General features: G+C 49.0%; 27 protein-coding genes. 26 read left to right on the top strand and 1 reads right to left on the bottom strand.

Annotation, left to right across the window (positions count from 1 at the left end; translation table 11 throughout):
- Positions 1 to 57 precede the first annotated feature (57 nt).
- The 14 genes from HA050_RS03935 (at position 58) to HA050_RS03870 (ending at position 8,382) form a co-directional block, all read left to right on the top strand.
- Entirely contained in the window at positions 58 to 462 is a 405-nt protein-coding gene (locus tag HA050_RS03935) for a DUF6869 domain-containing protein (RefSeq protein WP_166822362.1), read from the top strand.
- Between the two features lie 54 nt (positions 463 to 516).
- Positions 517 to 711, top strand: a complete 195-nt coding sequence (locus HA050_RS03930) for a hypothetical protein (RefSeq protein WP_166822359.1) — start codon at positions 517 to 519, stop codon at positions 709 to 711.
- A 15-nt stretch (positions 712 to 726) separates the two neighbouring features.
- Positions 727 to 1,095: a GNAT family N-acetyltransferase gene (locus HA050_RS03925; protein ID WP_166822356.1), complete on the top strand. Its 369-nt coding sequence runs from the start codon at positions 727 to 729 to the stop codon at positions 1,093 to 1,095.
- A 42-nt stretch (positions 1,096 to 1,137) separates the two neighbouring features.
- Positions 1,138 to 1,686, top strand: a complete 549-nt coding sequence (locus HA050_RS03920) for a GNAT family N-acetyltransferase (RefSeq protein ID WP_166822353.1) — start codon at positions 1,138 to 1,140, stop codon at positions 1,684 to 1,686.
- Positions 1,687 to 1,795: 109 nt separating this feature from the next.
- Positions 1,796 to 2,161 (top strand): hypothetical protein, encoded by a 366-nt coding sequence (locus HA050_RS03915; RefSeq protein WP_205836284.1) that lies wholly within the window; start codon positions 1,796 to 1,798, stop codon positions 2,159 to 2,161.
- Between the two features lie 56 nt (positions 2,162 to 2,217).
- Positions 2,218 to 2,694 carry a hypothetical protein gene (locus HA050_RS03910; protein ID WP_166822347.1) on the top strand — a complete coding sequence of 159 codons (477 nt, stop codon included), beginning with the start codon at positions 2,218 to 2,220 and terminating at the stop codon, positions 2,692 to 2,694.
- Between the two features lie 47 nt (positions 2,695 to 2,741).
- The gene (locus tag HA050_RS03905; RefSeq protein ID WP_166822344.1) at positions 2,742 to 3,203 is read left to right on the top strand and encodes a hypothetical protein; all 462 of its coding nucleotides are present in this window, start codon (positions 2,742 to 2,744) and stop codon (positions 3,201 to 3,203) included.
- Positions 3,204 to 3,310: 107 nt separating this feature from the next.
- Positions 3,311 to 3,739 (top strand): EamA family transporter, encoded by a 429-nt coding sequence (locus tag HA050_RS03900; RefSeq protein WP_166822341.1) that lies wholly within the window; start codon positions 3,311 to 3,313, stop codon positions 3,737 to 3,739.
- 90 nt (positions 3,740 to 3,829) lie between these two features.
- Entirely contained in the window at positions 3,830 to 4,402 is a 573-nt protein-coding gene (locus HA050_RS03895; RefSeq protein WP_166822338.1) for a GNAT family N-acetyltransferase, read from the top strand.
- Positions 4,399 to 5,238, top strand: a complete 840-nt coding sequence (locus HA050_RS03890) for an alpha/beta fold hydrolase (protein ID WP_166822335.1) — start codon at positions 4,399 to 4,401, stop codon at positions 5,236 to 5,238. Before HA050_RS03895 ends, HA050_RS03890 begins: the two co-directional genes overlap by 4 nt.
- Before the next feature lie 118 nt (positions 5,239 to 5,356).
- A complete protein-coding gene (gene modA / locus HA050_RS03885) occupies positions 5,357 to 6,097 on the top strand; it encodes a molybdate ABC transporter substrate-binding protein (RefSeq protein ID WP_166822332.1) in 741 nt (246 codons plus the stop codon).
- 71 nt (positions 6,098 to 6,168) lie between these two features.
- Complete coding sequence (modB, locus tag HA050_RS03880; RefSeq protein WP_099398371.1) at positions 6,169 to 6,846, top strand: molybdate ABC transporter permease subunit; 678 nt, start codon at positions 6,169 to 6,171, stop codon at positions 6,844 to 6,846.
- Positions 6,843 to 7,910, top strand: a complete 1,068-nt coding sequence (modC, locus tag HA050_RS03875; RefSeq protein WP_166822329.1) for a molybdenum ABC transporter ATP-binding protein — start codon at positions 6,843 to 6,845, stop codon at positions 7,908 to 7,910. The genes modB and modC overlap by 4 nt, the downstream gene beginning before the upstream one ends.
- A gap of 124 nt (positions 7,911 to 8,034) precedes the next feature.
- Positions 8,035 to 8,382, top strand: coding sequence for a GFA family protein (locus tag HA050_RS03870; protein ID WP_166822326.1), 348 nt, complete (start codon positions 8,035 to 8,037; stop codon positions 8,380 to 8,382).
- Between the two features lie 30 nt (positions 8,383 to 8,412).
- Here HA050_RS03870 and HA050_RS03865 read toward each other — a convergent pair whose 3' ends face one another.
- Positions 8,413 to 8,754, bottom strand: a complete 342-nt coding sequence (locus HA050_RS03865) for an FKBP-type peptidyl-prolyl cis-trans isomerase (RefSeq protein WP_099398368.1) — start codon at positions 8,752 to 8,754, stop codon at positions 8,413 to 8,415.
- A gap of 214 nt (positions 8,755 to 8,968) precedes the next feature.
- On the opposite strand from HA050_RS03865, the gene HA050_RS03860 reads away from it, so the two are divergent.
- The 12 genes from HA050_RS03860 (at position 8,969) to mnmC1 (ending at position 17,625) form a co-directional block, all read left to right on the top strand.
- A complete protein-coding gene (locus tag HA050_RS03860) occupies positions 8,969 to 9,322 on the top strand; it encodes a DUF1801 domain-containing protein (RefSeq protein ID WP_166822323.1) in 354 nt (117 codons plus the stop codon).
- Positions 9,323 to 9,381: 59 nt separating this feature from the next.
- Entirely contained in the window at positions 9,382 to 9,771 is a 390-nt protein-coding gene (gene yidD / locus HA050_RS22530) for a membrane protein insertion efficiency factor YidD (protein WP_166822320.1), read from the top strand.
- A 30-nt stretch (positions 9,772 to 9,801) separates the two neighbouring features.
- A complete protein-coding gene (locus HA050_RS03850; RefSeq protein WP_166822317.1) occupies positions 9,802 to 11,034 on the top strand; it encodes a patatin-like phospholipase family protein in 1,233 nt (410 codons plus the stop codon).
- A complete protein-coding gene (locus HA050_RS03845) occupies positions 11,009 to 11,338 on the top strand; it encodes a YkvA family protein (protein WP_166822314.1) in 330 nt (109 codons plus the stop codon). The genes HA050_RS03850 and HA050_RS03845 overlap by 26 nt, the downstream gene beginning before the upstream one ends.
- A 46-nt stretch (positions 11,339 to 11,384) precedes the next feature.
- The gene (locus HA050_RS03840; protein WP_205836283.1) at positions 11,385 to 11,858 is read left to right on the top strand and encodes a GyrI-like domain-containing protein; all 474 of its coding nucleotides are present in this window, start codon (positions 11,385 to 11,387) and stop codon (positions 11,856 to 11,858) included.
- Positions 11,859 to 11,934: 76 nt separating this feature from the next.
- Positions 11,935 to 12,225 carry a hypothetical protein gene (locus tag HA050_RS03835; RefSeq protein WP_166822311.1) on the top strand — a complete coding sequence of 97 codons (291 nt, stop codon included), beginning with the start codon at positions 11,935 to 11,937 and terminating at the stop codon, positions 12,223 to 12,225.
- Between the two features lie 165 nt (positions 12,226 to 12,390).
- Positions 12,391 to 12,786 carry a VOC family protein gene (locus HA050_RS03830; RefSeq protein WP_166822308.1) on the top strand — a complete coding sequence of 132 codons (396 nt, stop codon included), beginning with the start codon at positions 12,391 to 12,393 and terminating at the stop codon, positions 12,784 to 12,786.
- 18 nt (positions 12,787 to 12,804) lie between these two features.
- Positions 12,805 to 13,461, top strand: a complete 657-nt coding sequence (locus HA050_RS03825; protein WP_166822306.1) for an HAD-IA family hydrolase — start codon at positions 12,805 to 12,807, stop codon at positions 13,459 to 13,461.
- A 44-nt stretch (positions 13,462 to 13,505) separates the two neighbouring features.
- Complete coding sequence (locus HA050_RS03820) at positions 13,506 to 14,264, top strand: pyridoxine 5'-phosphate synthase (RefSeq protein WP_166822304.1); 759 nt, start codon at positions 13,506 to 13,508, stop codon at positions 14,262 to 14,264.
- 161 nt (positions 14,265 to 14,425) lie between these two features.
- Positions 14,426 to 14,599 (top strand): hypothetical protein, encoded by a 174-nt coding sequence (locus HA050_RS03815; RefSeq protein WP_166822301.1) that lies wholly within the window; start codon positions 14,426 to 14,428, stop codon positions 14,597 to 14,599.
- A gap of 78 nt (positions 14,600 to 14,677) precedes the next feature.
- Positions 14,678 to 15,913, top strand: a complete 1,236-nt coding sequence (locus tag HA050_RS03810; RefSeq protein ID WP_166822298.1) for an MFS transporter — start codon at positions 14,678 to 14,680, stop codon at positions 15,911 to 15,913.
- Entirely contained in the window at positions 15,913 to 17,625 is a 1,713-nt protein-coding gene (gene mnmC1, locus HA050_RS03805; RefSeq protein WP_166822295.1) for an FAD-dependent 5-carboxymethylaminomethyl-2-thiouridine(34) oxidoreductase MnmC1, read from the top strand. The genes HA050_RS03810 and mnmC1 overlap by 1 nt, the downstream gene beginning before the upstream one ends.

The raw sequence follows: 17,625 nt of genomic DNA, 5'->3' as shown, positions 1-17,625 counted from the left end.
CTACAAGCAAATCGCACTATTGCTTTATGATGAGCACCCCTTTTAAAAGTTGGCACTATGAATCAGTCCCCTGTGATTTCACCCGAATTAATTTCTGCCTGGATAAAAATACAGCATGCGGGTGCAGAATCAGAGATTGCAGATCAGTTATGGTGGGCATGGGAAGAGGTGTTTTTCTTTTCCCAGAAAAATCCAGAACACACTTTTGCTTTTATTCTCGCCACTTTAAGGGAAGACAGCAGCAATAAGATTATGGCGAATTTATCTGCGGGCCCGCTTGAGGATTTAATCGAAAATTTTGGCGAATCGATGATTGAAAAAATAGAGCAGGAAGCAAAAACAAATCCTCTATTTGCCAGTTTATTAGGAGGCGTCTGGCAAGGATCAACCCCTGATGAAATATGGTCCAGAGTCACTGCCGCGTGGGATCGCAGAGGATGGGATGGCCTTCCGGATGAATAAATAAACTATACACCACCCCGAATAGCAAGTTTATCACCAAGGCCAGATTAATATATGCCCATCACACTCACCTTACCCAACCTGGCTCTTTTGCCCGGCTATATCGCAGCGCTGGAACGAAGCTGGACCAGAGACAGCGATCAAGATCCCGAAGGTGCGTCAGCCCAACTGGCCCGCATTGCGCAAAATGCTGACAAGTTTCTGGCTTCTTTAACAGATTTGGAGGGGAGCGGCCCGCCGGTGGTTTAAAATGACGGCAGCACAGTGCCGCGGCTGCCCAGAGCCAGGTATTGGATTTCCGATGGCGAGTTTGCAGGCGATATAAGCCTGCGTTGGCAAAAAGGGACTTCAGAATTGCCTGCTTATTGCTTGGGGCACCTTGGCTATGCGGTGGTTCCGTGGAAGCGCGGAAAAAACTACGCTGCGCAAGCCATTATGCAACTTTGCCCTTTGGCACAAAACCACGGTTTGAGCTGGATAGATATCGCCATGGGTATTGATCATATCGCTTCGCGCCGCTCTGCAGAAAAAGCGGGGGCTATTCTTTTGCGGCAATTTAATGCGGGCCCGGAAGCGGGTAATCAGGAGGCATTGCTATTCAGGCTGAGCCTTTATACTGAAACATTGCTTTAAAATTCGGCTTATTACGTATTTTTTTACGAATGGAATTAAGTCATGCAGCCCATTTCAACCCCAATGCTATTACTGAGAGATTTCACGCCCGCAGACTTAAATGAATATAAAAAACTGCGTAATGATGAAAAATTTCAGCGTTTTTATAGCGAGGAAGATTCCTCAGCTGAAAAGTCCGAATTTTTGCTGGATTTATTTATTCAGCAATCAAAAGAGCAGCCAAGGCGAAAGTTTCAACTGGCTGTTGTTTCCCTCGCTGGCGAATTAATGGGCTCTTGTGGTATTCGTCTTGAAGATACCGCCAATGCCTCTGTTGGCTGCGAATTAGGAAGGCGCTGGCACGGCACAGGTGCAGCCAGACAGGCAGCGCAGGCGATCATTGAATTTGGATTCAGCGTATTAAAAGTTCAGCGTATTTATGCCGAAACAATCGCAGGCAATAAAGCCGCAGTCAATCTTTGTAAGTCACTGGGAATGCATATTGAAGCCGAGCGCATCAATGATCAGTTTTTCAAAGGAGCCTCATGGAATACTATTGTACTGGCCATAAATAAAAATGACTGGCGGAATAAAGAGCTTGCCCATGCCTGAATACTCTACAGCGGCAATGGCTGGCAAAGTAAAATATTTGAGAATATGCTTCATCGCCACCATTTTTTACTGCGTTTCTTTTTCTGCATTTGCAAACCCTTGCGAAAAAATGATACGGCCTGTTTCAGAAAAACAGAAAACCCTATTTGCCAAAGCCATTAATGTGCACCTCAACAAGCAATTGGGGCCATCACTTAATCAGACCTTAATTACAGATAGCACTGATATTTTTGAAGTGATTCATTATAAGCAATGGTACATTATTTATATCAGCACCCGCATCACCGATGAGCTCTATTTGGTTTATAACGCTGCACCTGATAAAAGCAGCGGGTACCTGACTGATTGGGCCGGATCGGCCGCCGATGGCGAAGGACCTGCCGTTGAAAAATGGCTGAAAGAAGATGCGCCGGGTATACCCCAAAAATTAGCGCGCTGCTTTGCATGGCATATTACTGATGGACGAGGGAAATAGTACGGATCTGTTCGCCATTCATAAGCCCTGTAATATTTAAAATAAAGGAAACTGCCTTGAAGATTTTGATCTGTCTTATAGCGTTTATGTTTTCATGCTCAATTTATGCTGAAACAACAAATAAAGCGCTTTTAGCTTATTCTTACACATCCCCATCGGCACAAAAACTGTTAAAAAAACACGAAATAACTGAAAAAGTACTGGAAGAATACTCAAACAGCGCGCTGAAGAAATATACCATTCAGGCAATCAACCCTGGCGCTGTGTATGAAGGCTCAGAAGATGCACTGAGAATCGATATAAGAAGTAAAAAAAGCAATGTATTGAGCATTGAGCTATCCGTAAGGCAAGGTGCATCCATCAATAATATGCTTGAGCGCTGGAGTAAAAAAACTATATTGACCATAAAAGAAGCCCAAACGCCCGCAGCCATAAAAATGGGGCTTTTTAACTCAATCGATTTTCTTCTGAATGATTTGAAAATAAACTATAACTCCACCGGGTATGCAAAAGGCAAGTTGATGATGGATTAAGCAGCGGATACTTTTACCATGGCTATTCAAGGCAGACTCAGATCATCATGGCGGTAATGCGCTGGACATATGTGACATCCTCTGCTTCAAAGCAATCTGCCGAAGGCAAATCATTTAAATGCAAAATAAACGAATCAAACCCTTTTGAGTACGCCACTCTGTTTGTTTGCCTGTACCCTATATATGCTCCGCAGTTCGTTTATAAATTACAACATCATTGTTCATTTTATAAAGGCCATGATATGCGAAAAAATATCTGTAAGATCAGTACAATTATTTTGCTTGCAACAACGGCTGGCACTGCAGTAAACAGCGCTGCCGCTCTGCCACCGAAGTATCTTGAAATTAAAGACTTTAAAAAATGCTTAAAAGATAAGGCAGTCGAAAGCTATTACATTTTGTGCATGCCCGATAAAAAACCAGCAGCTTGCCCAAGAGCCAGCTGGAAGCAGCTGAATGCTTTAACAGCCAATGATAAGATACCTGCCTGCGCGCAAAAGGCAGAATAAATTTTTAGTCCAAAAGGCATTCCCACCATAAAATTGGAATAAGCTTTCATTCATGCAGGCATGCCTTTAAATCTGTTTGTATCACCTGTTTTAAGGTGTAATCGCCAATGAGTAATCCGTGGTTTTTTTGGGCAATACTGTCGGCTATTTTTGCGGCACTGACGGCCATCTTTGCAAAAATAGGTATTAAAGGTGTCGATTCTGATTTTGCCACCCTGTTGCGAACGGTGATTATTGTCTTTGTACTCACGGGATTTATTGGATTTACAGGAAAATGGAGCAATCCATTAGCTCTGACGGCTAAAACCTGGTTATTTCTAACACTCTCTGCATTGGCCACAGGTATATCCTGGCTTTGCTATTTCAGGGCTTTACAAATTGGCGACGCATCAAAAGTGGCTCCTGTTGATAAATTCAGCCTTGTTTTAGTTGCCGTTTTTGCATTTGCATTTTTAGGCGAGCGCCCTTCCCCAAGAGAGTGGCTGGGCATCACTTTGGTTGCTGCTGGTGTGTTAGTGCTGGCAATTAAACGCTGAATTTCTGCAGCGCAGTTTATGTCCATCATTGCAAGTTGTTGGGGATATTTCGCATCTGTCAGACCTTTACCCTTTTTAAAGATTGCACAAATGACCACGTTTGAAAAAGTTAAATTGCAGACCAGCCGCTTAATATTGCGGCCACTGCAAGAAACGGATGCGGCTGCATTGCTGGCTATTTTTTCTGATGAAAAAGTAATGCAATACTGGAGCACACCCCCATGGGATTCTATTGAAATTGCAGAAGCGCTGATTGCCCGCGATTTAAAAGCCATGGCCGCGGGAGACTATATTCGTCTGGGAATTGAGCGCAAAGAAGACCGTGTTTTAATGGGTAACTGCACGCTGTTTGATCTGGATAAGCAATGCCGCCGTGCAGAAATTGGCTATGGCATGGCCCATTCAGCATGGGGTAAGGGCTATATGCATGAAGCGCTGAGTGCATTGCTTGATTTTGGCTTTACTCAGTTAAATTTAAACCGCGCAGAAGCAGATATCGACCCCAGGAATATTGCTTCAGCAAAATGCCTGGAGCGCCTTGGCTTTAGCCGCGAAGGCTATTTGCGTGAACGCTGGATTGTAGATGGCGTGGTATCCGATACGGCCTTGTATGGTCTTTTAGTCAGCGATTGGCATAACCGCCTTAAATTAGGCCCCCAATGAAAATAGCCCTCAGCCACGATGTGCAATTATTTGTAGATACCGAGGGCTTAAGCCTGGTTGCTGATGGCATGCAAATGTGCGAAAAACCAACGCTGATCCTGCTGCATGGCGGCCCCGGCTATGATCACACCGGCTTTAAGCCAGCATTCAGCCAGCTTAGCGATATTGCACAGATTATTTATTACGACCACCGCGGCCATGGACGCAGCAATCCGCGCCCGGTGGCAGAGCTGACGCTGGATCACTTTGCAGATGATTTGGTCGCGCTCTGCGCCGCACTGGGCATTAGCAAACCCATCGTGCTTGGGCAATCTTTTGGTGGCTTTGTGGCTCAGCATTATTTAGCGAGATACCCGGAGCACCCCGGTAAAGTGATTTTATCCAGCACCTCGGCCGCGCTTAATCTGGAGCGTAAACTTGCCATGTTTGCCCAATTAGGTGGCCCGGCGGCAAGAGAGGCCGCTTTGCAATTTTGGAGCAACCCTTGCAAAGCGACACTGCGGCCCTACCAGCAAATCTGCAAACCACTGTATTCCACAAAAAAAGCAACTTCAGGCCGCAGGCTTCCCAATCACGAGATTTTACTTACCTGGGCAGGCACGGAGCAGCAAACCATGAACTTATTACCAGGTCTTGCAAAAGCACAATGCCCGGTACTCGTCCTGGCCGGAGAGCTGGATCCTGTCTGCCCTCTGGAAGACGCGAAAGATATTGCCCGGGCACTGCCTGAGAAGTGGATGCAATTTACGCAATTTGCAGGCTGTGGCCACGGCGTATGGCGGGATAATCCGGAGGCAGCGTTTGCAAGAATAAGAGATTTTATTACAGAAGAGTAAGCCTTTACGCGGCCTACCCCTTTCGCACCAACACTCCCGCCGCGAAAAGCTTTAAGCTATCCGTCAGCAAGCTCAGCTTACCCCTCCGAATTGGTCAACTTATTTAATTGGAGCATCAATGACTGCCAAACACTTTATTGCAGCCGCCATGATCTGCATTTCTATCCCGGCTTGTGCCGATGAAGTTCAAGTAGCGGTTGCGGCTAATTTTGCAGGGCCAATGCAAAAAATTGCCGCGCTGTTTGAGCAAAGCAGCGGCCACAAACTGCTGCTTTCCAGCGGGGCAACGGGCAAATTTTATGCGCAGATCAAAAATGGTGCGCCTTTTGAGATTCTGCTGGCTGCTGATGATGAAACCCCAGCCAGACTGGAAAAAGAAGGCTTAGCCACGAGCCGTTTCACCTACGCCATCGGCAAATTAGTGCTGTGGAGCGAAAAAGCCAATTATGTTGACGATAAGGGCGAGGTTCTGAAAAAAGGCAGTTTTGCTCACCTCGCCATTGCCAACCCCAAGCTTGCCCCCTATGGATTAGCCGCGAGCGAAACCTTAAAAGCGCTCGGTCTGTTAGAACTTTTAACACCTAAATTGGTAACGGGCGAAAACATTGCTCAAACCCATCAGTTTATTGCTACTGGCAATGCAGAGCTGGGCTTTATTGCAATGTCACAAGCGTTTGAAGCAGGCAAGCTTAAAAGTGGATCGGCATGGATCGTGCCACCATCTTTATACTCAGAAATTCGGCAAGATGCGGTCTTACTAAACAAGGGAAAAGGCAAGCCTGCGGCTGATGCACTGCTTAAATTTTTACAATCCGCCCCGGCAAAAGCAATCATTAATGCTTCTGGATATACGATTTGATATTCAGCCTTATTCCGCCCGGCATCACCTGCCCTGCGACAACCATCCCTAAGCAGATTGAGAAAAGATGAATGCTTTTAGCTGAGAATGATTTGCAAGCCATCTGGCTGACGCTGAAGCTGGCAAGCATCGTGACCCTCATTCTGCTGATTGTTGGCACGCCCATCGCATGGTGGCTGGCGCGCAGCAAGAAATGGTGGAAAGGGCCGGTGGCTGCCGTGGTGGCGCTGCCGCTGGTTTTGCCGCCATCGGTGCTGGGCTTTTATTTGCTGCTGGCGATGGGGCCACAGGGGCCTGTCGGGCAGCTGACTCAGGCGCTGGGGCTTGGGCTGCTGCCTTTCACCTTCTGGGGGCTGGTCATTGCTTCGGTGTTTTACTCACTGCCATTTATGGTGCAGCCGCTGCAAACCGCTTTTGAAGCAGTGGGAGAGCGCCCGATGGAAGTCGCAGCGACTTTACGCGCTTCTCCGCTGGATGCTTTCTTTACCGTTGCCGTGCCCTTATCCCTGCCCGGCTTTATTACGGCATCGATCCTGACTTTTGCCCATACAGTGGGTGAGTTTGGTGTTGTACTGATGATAGGGGGCAATATCCCTGGCGTCAGCCGCGTGGTTTCGGTGCAGATTTATGATCATGTAGAAGCGATGGACTATCTGCAGGCGCACCGCCTTTCTGCCGTGATGCTGGCGTTCTCCTTTATTGTGCTGCTGGCCATGTATCTGTGGCGGCCCGGCAGGAGCACAAAATGACAGGCATTCAGGCACGCTTTCAACTGGACTGGCCCGGCTTTCAGCTTGATGTGGATTTAAACTTGCCCAGCCATGGCATCACCGCCCTGTTCGGGTCTTCCGGCTCTGGCAAAACCACACTGCTGCGCTGTATTGCAGGGCTGGAGCGCGCCAAGGGCCGGTTGATCGTAAAGGGTGAAGTCTGGCAGGATGAACACCATTTTTTAGCCACACACAAACGCGCGCTGGGTTATGTGTTTCAGGAAGCCAGCTTATTTGCGCACCTCAGCGTATCAGGCAATTTGCGCTATGGGCTAAAGCGTGCCCCTGCCAGGCAGCAGGTCAGCTTAGAGCAAGCCATTGAGCTGCTGGGTATTGCTCATCTGCTGGAGCGCAAACCCGAGCGGCTGTCTGGCGGCGAGCGCAGCCGGGTTGGCATAGCGCGCGCCCTGGCACTCAGCCCTGATATTTTGCTGATGGACGAGCCACTGGCCGCGCTTGATATAAAACGCAAGCAAGAAATCCTGCCCTATCTGGAGCGTCTGCACGAAGAATTGCGCATCCCCGTGCTGTATATCAGCCACGCCCCTGATGAGGTTGCCAGGCTTGCCGATTATTTAGTGCTGATGGAAAACGGCAGCGTACTGACAACCGGCCCGCTGGCCGATACGCTGACCCGGCTCGATCTGCCGGTTCGCCAGGGTGAAGAGGCCGGTGCCATTCTGGATGTCTGCGTGGCAGAGCTGGATGCCGAATGGCACTTAGCCAGAGTTACTTTTTCAGGCGGCAGTCTGTGGACCAGAGATCAGGGCCTGCCAATGGGCCGCAAACTGCGGGTGCGGGTACTCGCCAGAGATGTCAGCCTGGCCATTGAACCGCCGGGAAAAAGCAGTATCCAGAATGTTTTACCTGGCTGTGTTGATGCCCTTGCCGGCGACGAGCACCCCGGCCTTGTGCTGGTCAGGGTAAAAGTGGGTGATGCCATGATTCTGGCAAGACTGACCAAAAAATCAGCCGCCATGCTCAACATCTGCCCCGGCCTGCAGGTATGGGCGCAGATAAAATCCGTCGCGCTGATGGAGTAGATTTAGGCGCTTTAATAGAATTATCAGGCAGGCAATATTGCACAGATCGGCAATCTATAAAACACATGCTATTTTGAATTCATTTTCCCCAGCGTTATACCCAAAGACCTAAAGGAGAAATTTCATGGTTTATAAAGGCAGTTGTCACTGTGGCAAGATTGCGTTCAGTGCGGAAGGTGAAATTGGCAGCGCTCTTGCTTGCAATTGCTCGATCTGCTCACGCAAAGGCTCTTTATTATGGTTTGTGCCAGGCGATCAGTTCACCCTCCATACGCCCAAAGAAGCGGTCAGCACTTACACATTCAACAAGCATTTGATCAATCACCATTTTTGCCCTAACTGCGGCATCCACCCCTATGGGGAAGGCAAAGACCCGCAAGGCAATACAGTGGTGGCGGTGAATTTGCGCTGCCTGGAAGACATCGACCTTGCCGCCATTCCTGTACATCACTACGACGGCAAATCCTTATAAAACCAGCCCCGCCGCATGCGGGGCTTTGTGCTATTCATCACGCGTCAGCACTTCCAGTAATTCCAATTCAAAAATCAAATTAGAATTAGGCTTGATATGCCCGCCGATTTGCCGCTCGCCATAGGCCAGATGCGCGGGCACCCAAAGCTTACGCTTGCCGCCTACCTTCATGCCCATCAAGCCCTGATCCCAGCCCTTAATCACGCGCCCCGTGCCAATCACGCATTTAAACGGCACACCACGGTCATAAGAAGAATCAAACTGCGTGCCGTCTTCTAAAAAACCACGATATTGAGTGGTAATCAAAGCGCCTCTTACGGCTTCTTTGCCATCACCCAGCTGAATATCTTCAACGATTAGTTCATTGCTCATCATTACGCTCTTATTGGTCAGCCATCCCGGAATTATAAACGCAATCTGTCGCATCATAACAAACAGGGCCAGAAACAGCCCGATATGCTCACTTAAAAATTAATCTTGATGAAAGCAAGTTGACATGGCAACATCAGGCAGATGGCGTGGTTTTTTGTATTAAATAAAGCAAGCCACTCTGTTTATTCATTATTTTCACCTGAGGCACACCCGCATGAGCGATGAAAAAACAGAGCAATTACTGCGTGATATTTGCTTAAATAATCCGGAATTACATGCAATAGTGCAATCCATTAGGGCGCTGATTTATTCGCTGATTCCCCACGCCAGCGAGCGCGTGATGTATGGCGGATTAATTTTTGCAGACACCACTCCGTTTTGCGGCATATTTGCATATACCAGCCATATCAGCCTTGAATTTAGCCGGGGCTGTGATCTGCAAGACCCCCATCAGGTACTGGAAGGCAAAGGAAAAATCCGCCGCCATATCAAAATACAAGAAGCGGGCGATATCGAAGCAAAACATTTAAAGGCGTATCTGTCAGAGGCTTATCAAAACAGTATTTAAGAATAAACGCATTCAGGCCTTCTTAACTCATTTGTTACGCAATTAAAGGTTAATTTGCCTTGCGCAATATACTGCTGCTATTCATCCGGTTTTATAAAAAATACATTTCGCCCTACAAAGGTTTTTGCTGCGCCTATCATTTTCACACCGGCAGAGCCAGTTGCTCCACGCTGGGTTTTCGCGCCATTCGCAGGCATGGTGCATGGGCAGGAATCGTTATTCTCAGGCAGCGCATGATTCGATGCGGGCAGATTTATCACCTGCACACCCCTTTGCAGCGCCGCCCGGCCATCGCTCAAAGAGGAGATTGTGATTGCGATCTCCCAGGTGATATCAGCTTTGATGATGTGTGTGATTGCCTGAACTGCTGCAATGGCTGTGACTGGCCGAGGCGTAAACAAAAATCAGCGAATACCCTGCAAAAAAAGTCCCGCTGGCGGCGGCAATAAAAACGATAGCCATCTGGAATGGTGCGCACCATGAAATATCATATTTTATCTTTAGATGGCGGGGGCGCATGGGCGCTCATTCAGGTTAAAACACTCATCAGGCTTTATGGCGCTAATGCCCGTGGGCACGACGTTTTGAAACATTTTGATTTAGTCGCCGCCAATTCAGGCGGCAGTATTGTAGTGGCAGCACTGATTGAAAATTTCACACTGGCAGAGATTCTCGCCTTTTTTACGAGCGAGTCACAGCGGCGGGCCATATTTAGCGAATTACCCTGGTATAATAAATTCAACCCTTTGAATTTATTCTTGCCTTTGCCACGATTTTCTACAGAAAAGAAACTCCAGGCATTAATTGCTGTATTTAAACAATATGGCCCTGAATGGATGCGGGATATTCAAATCATGGGCAAAAACAATCAGCCCATTTTGTTTATGTTTGTAAGCTACGACTATGACAGGGATCGCGCAAAATTTTTTCGCTCCTGGCCAAGCCTTGCCGGTGCAGTGACCTCGCCCTATGCCGATATATCGCTGATCGATGCTGTACATGCATCCAGCAATGCGCCCATTCAGTTTTTTGATCAGCCTGCTCAAATAGCTGGCGGGCAATACTGGGATGGTGGCTTAACAGGTTATAACAACCCCGTATTAGCTGCTGCAACAGAAGCCATTGCCGCAAGCTGGAAAAAAGAGCAAATTGCCATTTTAAGCATCGGCACTGGCAGTACCATGTTACCGCTTTTAAATAACCGGACACATAATGAGCCTGGTTTTTTATTTAAAAACCAGCAAATATCCTCCATTCAGAATGATATAAAAAAAGTAGCTGCCACTATTTTGGCCGATCCGCCTGATTCACACACTTTTCTGGCGCATTTATTAATAGGCGGGCGTTTACCTTTAGCGATGGATGAATGCCCTGTTATCGACTCTGGCCTCATTCGATTAAATCCTTTAATTCAAGCCAATGGCAATAGTGAGGATGGTTGGACGCTTCCAGATGGCTTTGACGAGGAGCAATTTAAGCGCCTTATCAATCTGGATATGGCGGTTATTGTACAGGCCGACATTGATTTAATTGTGCATTTTTGCGAATTATGGATGCTGGATAAGGTCCATAATCAAGCCATACGTGCTGGCAAAGATTTTATTTGCGAAATTGGCTTTGCCCGTTTTTCAGACGCCATTGAAAAATGGCAAAGCTACACTCTTACACCACTTACAGGCCAATATCATGACCTCAGCAGGCAACTATTCTGATGACGGCTTCTGGCAAAAGCTCAAATCATTCGCCCTTAAGGCTGGCAAAGAAGTCATCGAAAAAGCACTCTGGCTTTATTACGCAGCGCAGCGTCCTGAAACCCCCGCATGGGCCAAGACCATTATTTTTGGCGCACTCGCCTATTTTATTTTGCCTCTGGACGCTATTCCTGATGTGATTCCCGTTGCGGGCTACAGCGATGATTTGGGCGCACTCGCCGCTGCAATTGGCATGGTATCGATGTATATCAGTGCCGAGGTTAAAGAGCAGGCGGCACAAAAATTACATCAGTGGTTTACATAGGCCATCGATTTACCTGCCCTGCTTATCATTTTTTCAGGATCACAAATTGAGCTCATTGCACCCCTTACGGTTTGAACAAGGCCGCCCCATGTTGCTGGGTGGCTTAAGACAGCAACATGGATTTACAGAATCCATCCAAAGCCAGCCTGCGCAGTGGCGGCAATTTCATTTGCTTCTGCCACTGCCGGGCCAGCAAGGGTCAAGTGTTTACGGCGTGATGTGTGGGCATGATCCGGCACATGGCTTTGAATATATGTGTGGAGTTGAAGTCGCATCGTTACAGGACTTACCCGCTGACATGGGCAGGATGCGGATTGCCAGCCAGCAATATGCCGTCTTTAAACACAGCGGCCCCCTTGCTCAGTTGGGCGCATTATGGGGGGCCATTTGTAATGAATGGCTGCCGCACTCTGCTTATCAATCCGCGCATAAGCCAGATTTTGAAATTTATGATGCCACGTTTGACTGGAATGCAGGTTCGGGCGAGGTTGAAATCTGGATTTCAGTTACAAACAAATAACAATCCGCAATTATTGCAACGGCATATTTCTTTTAGGTGGCGTAAGATAGCTGTATTACTATTCCCGCGAATATCCATGCCGAATCAATTTCTGTGCAGTCTGTTTTTGATTGCCCCGCTTTGTGGCTGCACGCTATTGGGTGCGGTTGCGGGCAAGCAACTGGATGACCATCGCAATACGCCGCTCTACCAAGAGCCGCTGATGCAGGCAGGGGCCGCAGTAGATGAGGAAATCATTAAAGGCTTGCTCAGCAGTAAGACTAAAAAGCCAGAAACCTGGATAGAAAGCCCGCTGCCTTGCGCAAATGAGATTCGTGTTTGTTCTGCCAAAAGTGGCGATTGCTGGTGCGAGCCACTTAAAAAATAGGCAAGCGCCCAGTTCGCTTACTTATTCTTACCTTAAAATTAACAAACAAACACGGATCAGTAGCGATTTAGCACGGCGCTCACTACACTGGATTGGGCGCTTTGGCGTCTTAATCAACAGCGCAAGGAATCTGCCACGCTGAAATCCTATTCTGAGGGTGTTGCTATGAGCCGTAAGATTTTTGTTAATTTACCAGTAAAAAACCTCGAAGCATCTTTGGGCTTTTTTCAGTCGCTGGGCTTTAGTTTTAACCCTCAGTATTCTGACAGCAGTGCCAGCTGTATGATTGTTTCAGATGATATTTTTGTCATGCTGTTAAACGAAACCAGATTTCAAACCTTTACGCCCAAGCCCCTTTGTAATGCGCACACCCACACCGAGATGCTGCTTTGCCTGTCGTGCGACAGCCACAATGAAGTCGATGACATAGTAGCCAAAGCAGTCGCAGCAGGGGGCCACACTTATAACGATCCGCAAGATCATGGATTTATGTACGCACATGGCTTTCAGGATTTAGACGGGCATATTTGGGAGCTGGTCTTTATGGCTCCCCCCCTTTAAATAACATCATGGATACGCATGGCTCAGCTTTTATTTGATTTAGACGGCACAATCAGTGATCCATTTACCGGGATTTCCCGCTCGATTAATTACGCCCTTGAATCACGAGGCTATCCACGGCAAGCCGAGCCATCGCTGGCGCAGTATATTGGCCCGCCTCTGGATGCCTCCTTTAAGCTCATTACGGGTGTAAATGATGATGCAGAGATTGCTGCACTGGTCGCCAAATACCGCGAACGCTATGCTGAGGTGGGGTATTCTGAAAACACACTCTACCCCGGCATCCCGGAAGCACTACAAACGCTGGCAACACAGAATATCCGCATGGGTATTTGCACCTCTAAACGCGCCGATTTTGCCGATAAAATTTTAAAACTATTTGGCATCAGCGATTACTTTGATTTTATCAGCGGCGGTGATATTGGCATTCATAAATGGCAGCAGATTGAATCTTTGCTCGCCAGCCAGGCGATCAGCCTGCAAAGCCTGATGATTGGCGATCGTGCTGTTGATTTGCAAGCCGCGCATATCAATGGTTTAAATGCCTGTGGTGTACTCTGGGGCTATGGCTCTTTAAGCGAGCTTGAGGCAGAATCCCCCTCTTGCATCCTTACAAAAACGAAAGAGCTTGGGCTTTTGATCCGCCATGACATGATTGTTCAGCCCTCTTTCTAACGCCATGCACCACTTGCTGTCTTATTAAAAGAAAACACACCACCATGACAACGCCAACTCACCCATGCGCCCTCTCCGTAAACGTTAATAAAGTAGCGCTGTTGCGTAATACCCGCCATTTGGGTATCCCCAGTGTCGTAAAAGCTGCGCAGATTTGTCTTGCTGCCGGTGCACAGGGCATTACCGTCCACCCCCGCCCCGATGCGCGTCATATCCGCAGCAATGATGTCAGTGATCTGGCCGCCTTACTTAAAATCTGGCCGCAGGCCGAATACAATATTGAAGGCAACCCCACCCAGAACCTGATGGATTTTATCCGTGAGTACCGCCCCCATCAGGCCACCTTTGTGCCCGACAGCGAAGAGCAATTCACCTCAAATGTGGGCTGGAATTTGCCCGCCGATATGGATCGTTTACGCCCGCTGATCGCAGAATGTAAAGCGCTGGGCGTGCGCGTCAGCCTCTTTATGGACCCAAACCCTGCAGCGATGCCCTTTGTGGCCGGGCTGGGTGCTGATCGTATCGAGCTTTATACCGAAACCTACGCCAATGCTTACGGCACAGACAAAGAAGAGCAGGTTTTGGCAGGTTTTACGGCCACTGCAAAGGCCGCACTGGGCTTAGGGCTGGGCATCAACGCCGGCCACGATTTAAATCGTGACAATTTAACCCGCTTTTTACGTGCCGTACCCGGCGTGCAGGAAGTCTCTATCGGCCACGCCTTTATTGCCGATGCGCTGGAGCTGGGATATACACAAACGGTAAGCGAATACCTGCAGTGCATTCAGAAGGCTTACGATTAACAACTGATATTACGCAAGGCAAACTCAAACCTAAAACCCCGGAGAACACGAAAGCACGCGGGGGAAGCACAGCAAAATAAGGCTTTCTCCGTAAAACTCCGTGTTCTCTTCGGCACGGGATTTGGGCTTACTTCGAAATTCCCTTACAACACAGGCCTGACATGAAATCACTTTTCATCATCCCTTTTTTCATTGCCCTGAGCGCCTGCGGGCCCAGCCCTGCGCCGCAAAAAATTGCTGAGCCGCAGCGTGAAGCCTTAGAAAAAGCCAGACAAGTTGAAGGCGTCGTACTGAAACAAGCGGCAGAACAAGCCTCAGCAGCAGAAAATAATTAAGCGGGTGGCAATCCTTCTCTATCTAAATTATGCCAAACACGACAAAATGCCTGGTTAATCATCGCCCTGCTTACATTCATGCCCGCTTCCCCAGCCCTCATTACGCAACTCACCTGGCGTACCCTGCTTTTGCCGCTGGCATTAGTATTATTTGAATTCTCTACCTATATCGCTAACGATATGATTTTGCCGGGCATGCTCGCGGTCACGCACGAATTTAACGCGGGGCCTCAGTGGATACCCACCTCAATGACCGCTTATCTGGTGGGCGGAGCCTCATTGCAATGGCTGCTGGGCCCGCTGTCCGACCGGATAGGCCGCAGGCCGGTGATGCTGACAGGGGTGATGTTTTTTATTTGTATGTGCTTACTCACCCTGCTGACCAGTACGATTGAGCAATTTATTGTATTGCGGGTTTTTCAGGGTGTAGGCATGTGTTTTATTGGTGCAGTGGGCTATGCACTGGTGCAGGAATCCTTCGACGAAAAAACCGCCATTAAAGTAACAGCGCTGATGGCCAATGTAGCAATGATCGCCCCTTTGCTTGGCCCTCTTGCGGGCGCAATCATGATTGAATTTGCGCCTTGGCGAATGATTTTTGTTTTAATTGCGGCAGTGTCTTTTGTTGCTTTTGTTGGCCTCTGGCACGCCATGCCAACGGTGACACCTGCCAAGGCCAATACACCGTTCACTTTGAATGCAGTCTGGCAGGATTACAGAAAAGTTTTTGGCAATACGCATTTTTTAACCGGCGCATTCGCGATGGGCCTATGCAGCGTTCCCCTGCTGACCTGGATTGGTATTTCGCCCGTTATCCTGATTAAAGACGCGGGCCTTTCCCCTATTGAATTTGGCTACTGGCAAATGCCTGTGTTTGGTGCGCTGATTATTGGTAATTTCACGCTGGCTAAATTAAGCAATTATTTACCCGTGCGTCGCATGATTGGCCTGGGTTTGATTCCACAGCTTTTTGGGCTGGGATTTTGCTTTGTCAGTATGATTATCGCCCCTGGTCACTATACTTCACTGGTGATTGGCATCAGCTTCTATGCTTTTGGCTGCGGGCTTGTGAACGCCGGCTTATTCAGGCTGGTGCTTTTTTCCAGTAGTGTCAGCAAGGGTACGGTCGCCGCAGCATTTGGCATGATCACCATGGGCGTTTACTCGCTGGGCATTGAAGGCATCAAGGCAGGACATTTACTGGCAGGTAACCGCTTTTTTGCCACCGCCCTGCTGATGGTAGGTGCGGTGTTTGTGGTCGCACTCAAACGTTTTATGGACAAACATCAGCGCATTGAGGCGTGTAAAGCCTGATGCATGTACCCACCCCTTTTTTAGCCCGTCATCAATTACCAGTCCGCTGGCAGAATAAAGACCGCTTTATCATGCTGCAATTTGATTTTGCAGATGGTGCTGGCTTTTTGCAGGCATGGCAGGCGTGGCGGCAAGATCCGGAGCGCAGCCAGCGCTTTTATTACTTTGCCATGATAAATGCAGCCAGCATGGCGACTTGCCCGCTGCCGGAGCTGGCGGCTTTACATGATGAATTAGCCAGTAAATGGCCCGCATTACCGCGTGGCTTTCAGCGCATTCATTTAGAAGACGGCGCGCTGATTCTTACGCTGATGTGGGGCGAGCCACTGGCCCAGCTTCGCAGCCTGAATGCCACCCTGGATGCGGCCGACATCAACACGCCTGATCTGAGTGCCGCACACTACAAAGCCCTTTGGCGCTTGTCTGGCGCGGATACACGCGTGGTCACGCATGAAAAATCCGGAGAGGCACATTTAAAAAGCGCAGGCTATCTGCTGCAGGATTGGGGCGATTTTCAAACGGGGCTGTGCACGCGCCCGCCCTTTGATAAATCACCGACGCCCCCTCATCACGCCATGATTATTGGCGCAGGTCTTGCCGGAACCAGCATTGCTGCGCGGCTGGCGGTTCGTGGCTGGAAAATCGACATCCTGGAAGCACAAGGCGAAATCGCCACACAATCATCGGGCAACCACGCGGGTTTATTTCATCCCAGTGCCAGCCGGGATGACAATATCCCCGCACGCTTAAGCCGTGCAGGCTGTGCAGAAACCCAAGAACATCTCACGCAATTAAAAAACGCAGGGCTGGATATTTTCTTTGGCATCGATGGTATTTTGCAAATTGCCAAAGACGATACGCAAGCCTTGCTGATGCAGGAAATAGCCAGTGGCTTACCTGCAGAAGTATTAAGCTGGATAACACAAGACGACGCAGCCGCCCTGCTGGGCGAGTGCCCAAATCACGGTGGCTGGTGGTTCCCCAAGGGTGGCTGGGCCAATCCTGCCAGCGTATGCCGCGCCAATCTGGCACAGTGGCCAGCGCAGATACAGCTGCGCTGCAACAGCCATGTGGAACAGCTGATACACACAACCGAAGGGTGGCAGGCTTTGGATCAGCATGGCGGCGTTCTGGCAGCGGCTCCGGTTTTGATTATCGCCAACGCCACCGAAGCCCTTAAGCTGCTTCCGGAGCTTGAATTACCGCTGAGTAAAACATTGCGCAGCACGACGCTGATTCCCGCATCTGCAACGCCCCGGCACAGTCTGACTGGCTCAGGCTACATTACTCCCGCTTTTCAGGGCTATCGCTGCATTGGCGCCGCAGAAGTTAAAAACGATGATTTAGCCACTGCAGAGCTATGCAATCTGTCTGAGCTGCAATCCTTGCTGCCTGCCTTTACATCCGGCCAGAGTGCGGGCAGCCGCGCCTGCTACCGCCCAAACAGCCTGGATCGCCTGCCGCTTGCCGGTGCCCTGCCAGATCCGCAGAGTATTCGCGGGGCCATACACCAGCTTCATCAAATCCCCAGATTAAATAGCGCATATTGCTTGTTAGGCCTCGGCTCAAGGGGGCTGAGCTGGGCGCTGATTGCGGCAGAAACACTAGCTTGTCAGCTTCATCATGACCCGGCCCCCATCGAGACAGACTTACAACAAGCCATTGATCCGGCGCGGTTTATATTACGAAAATACCGCCAGAGCAAGCAATAA

The organism is Iodobacter violaceini, assembly GCF_011601265.1.
GTDB lineage: Bacteria > Pseudomonadota > Gammaproteobacteria > Burkholderiales > Chitinibacteraceae > Iodobacter > Iodobacter violaceini.
This window is presented reverse-complemented; position numbering and strand designations above follow the sequence as displayed.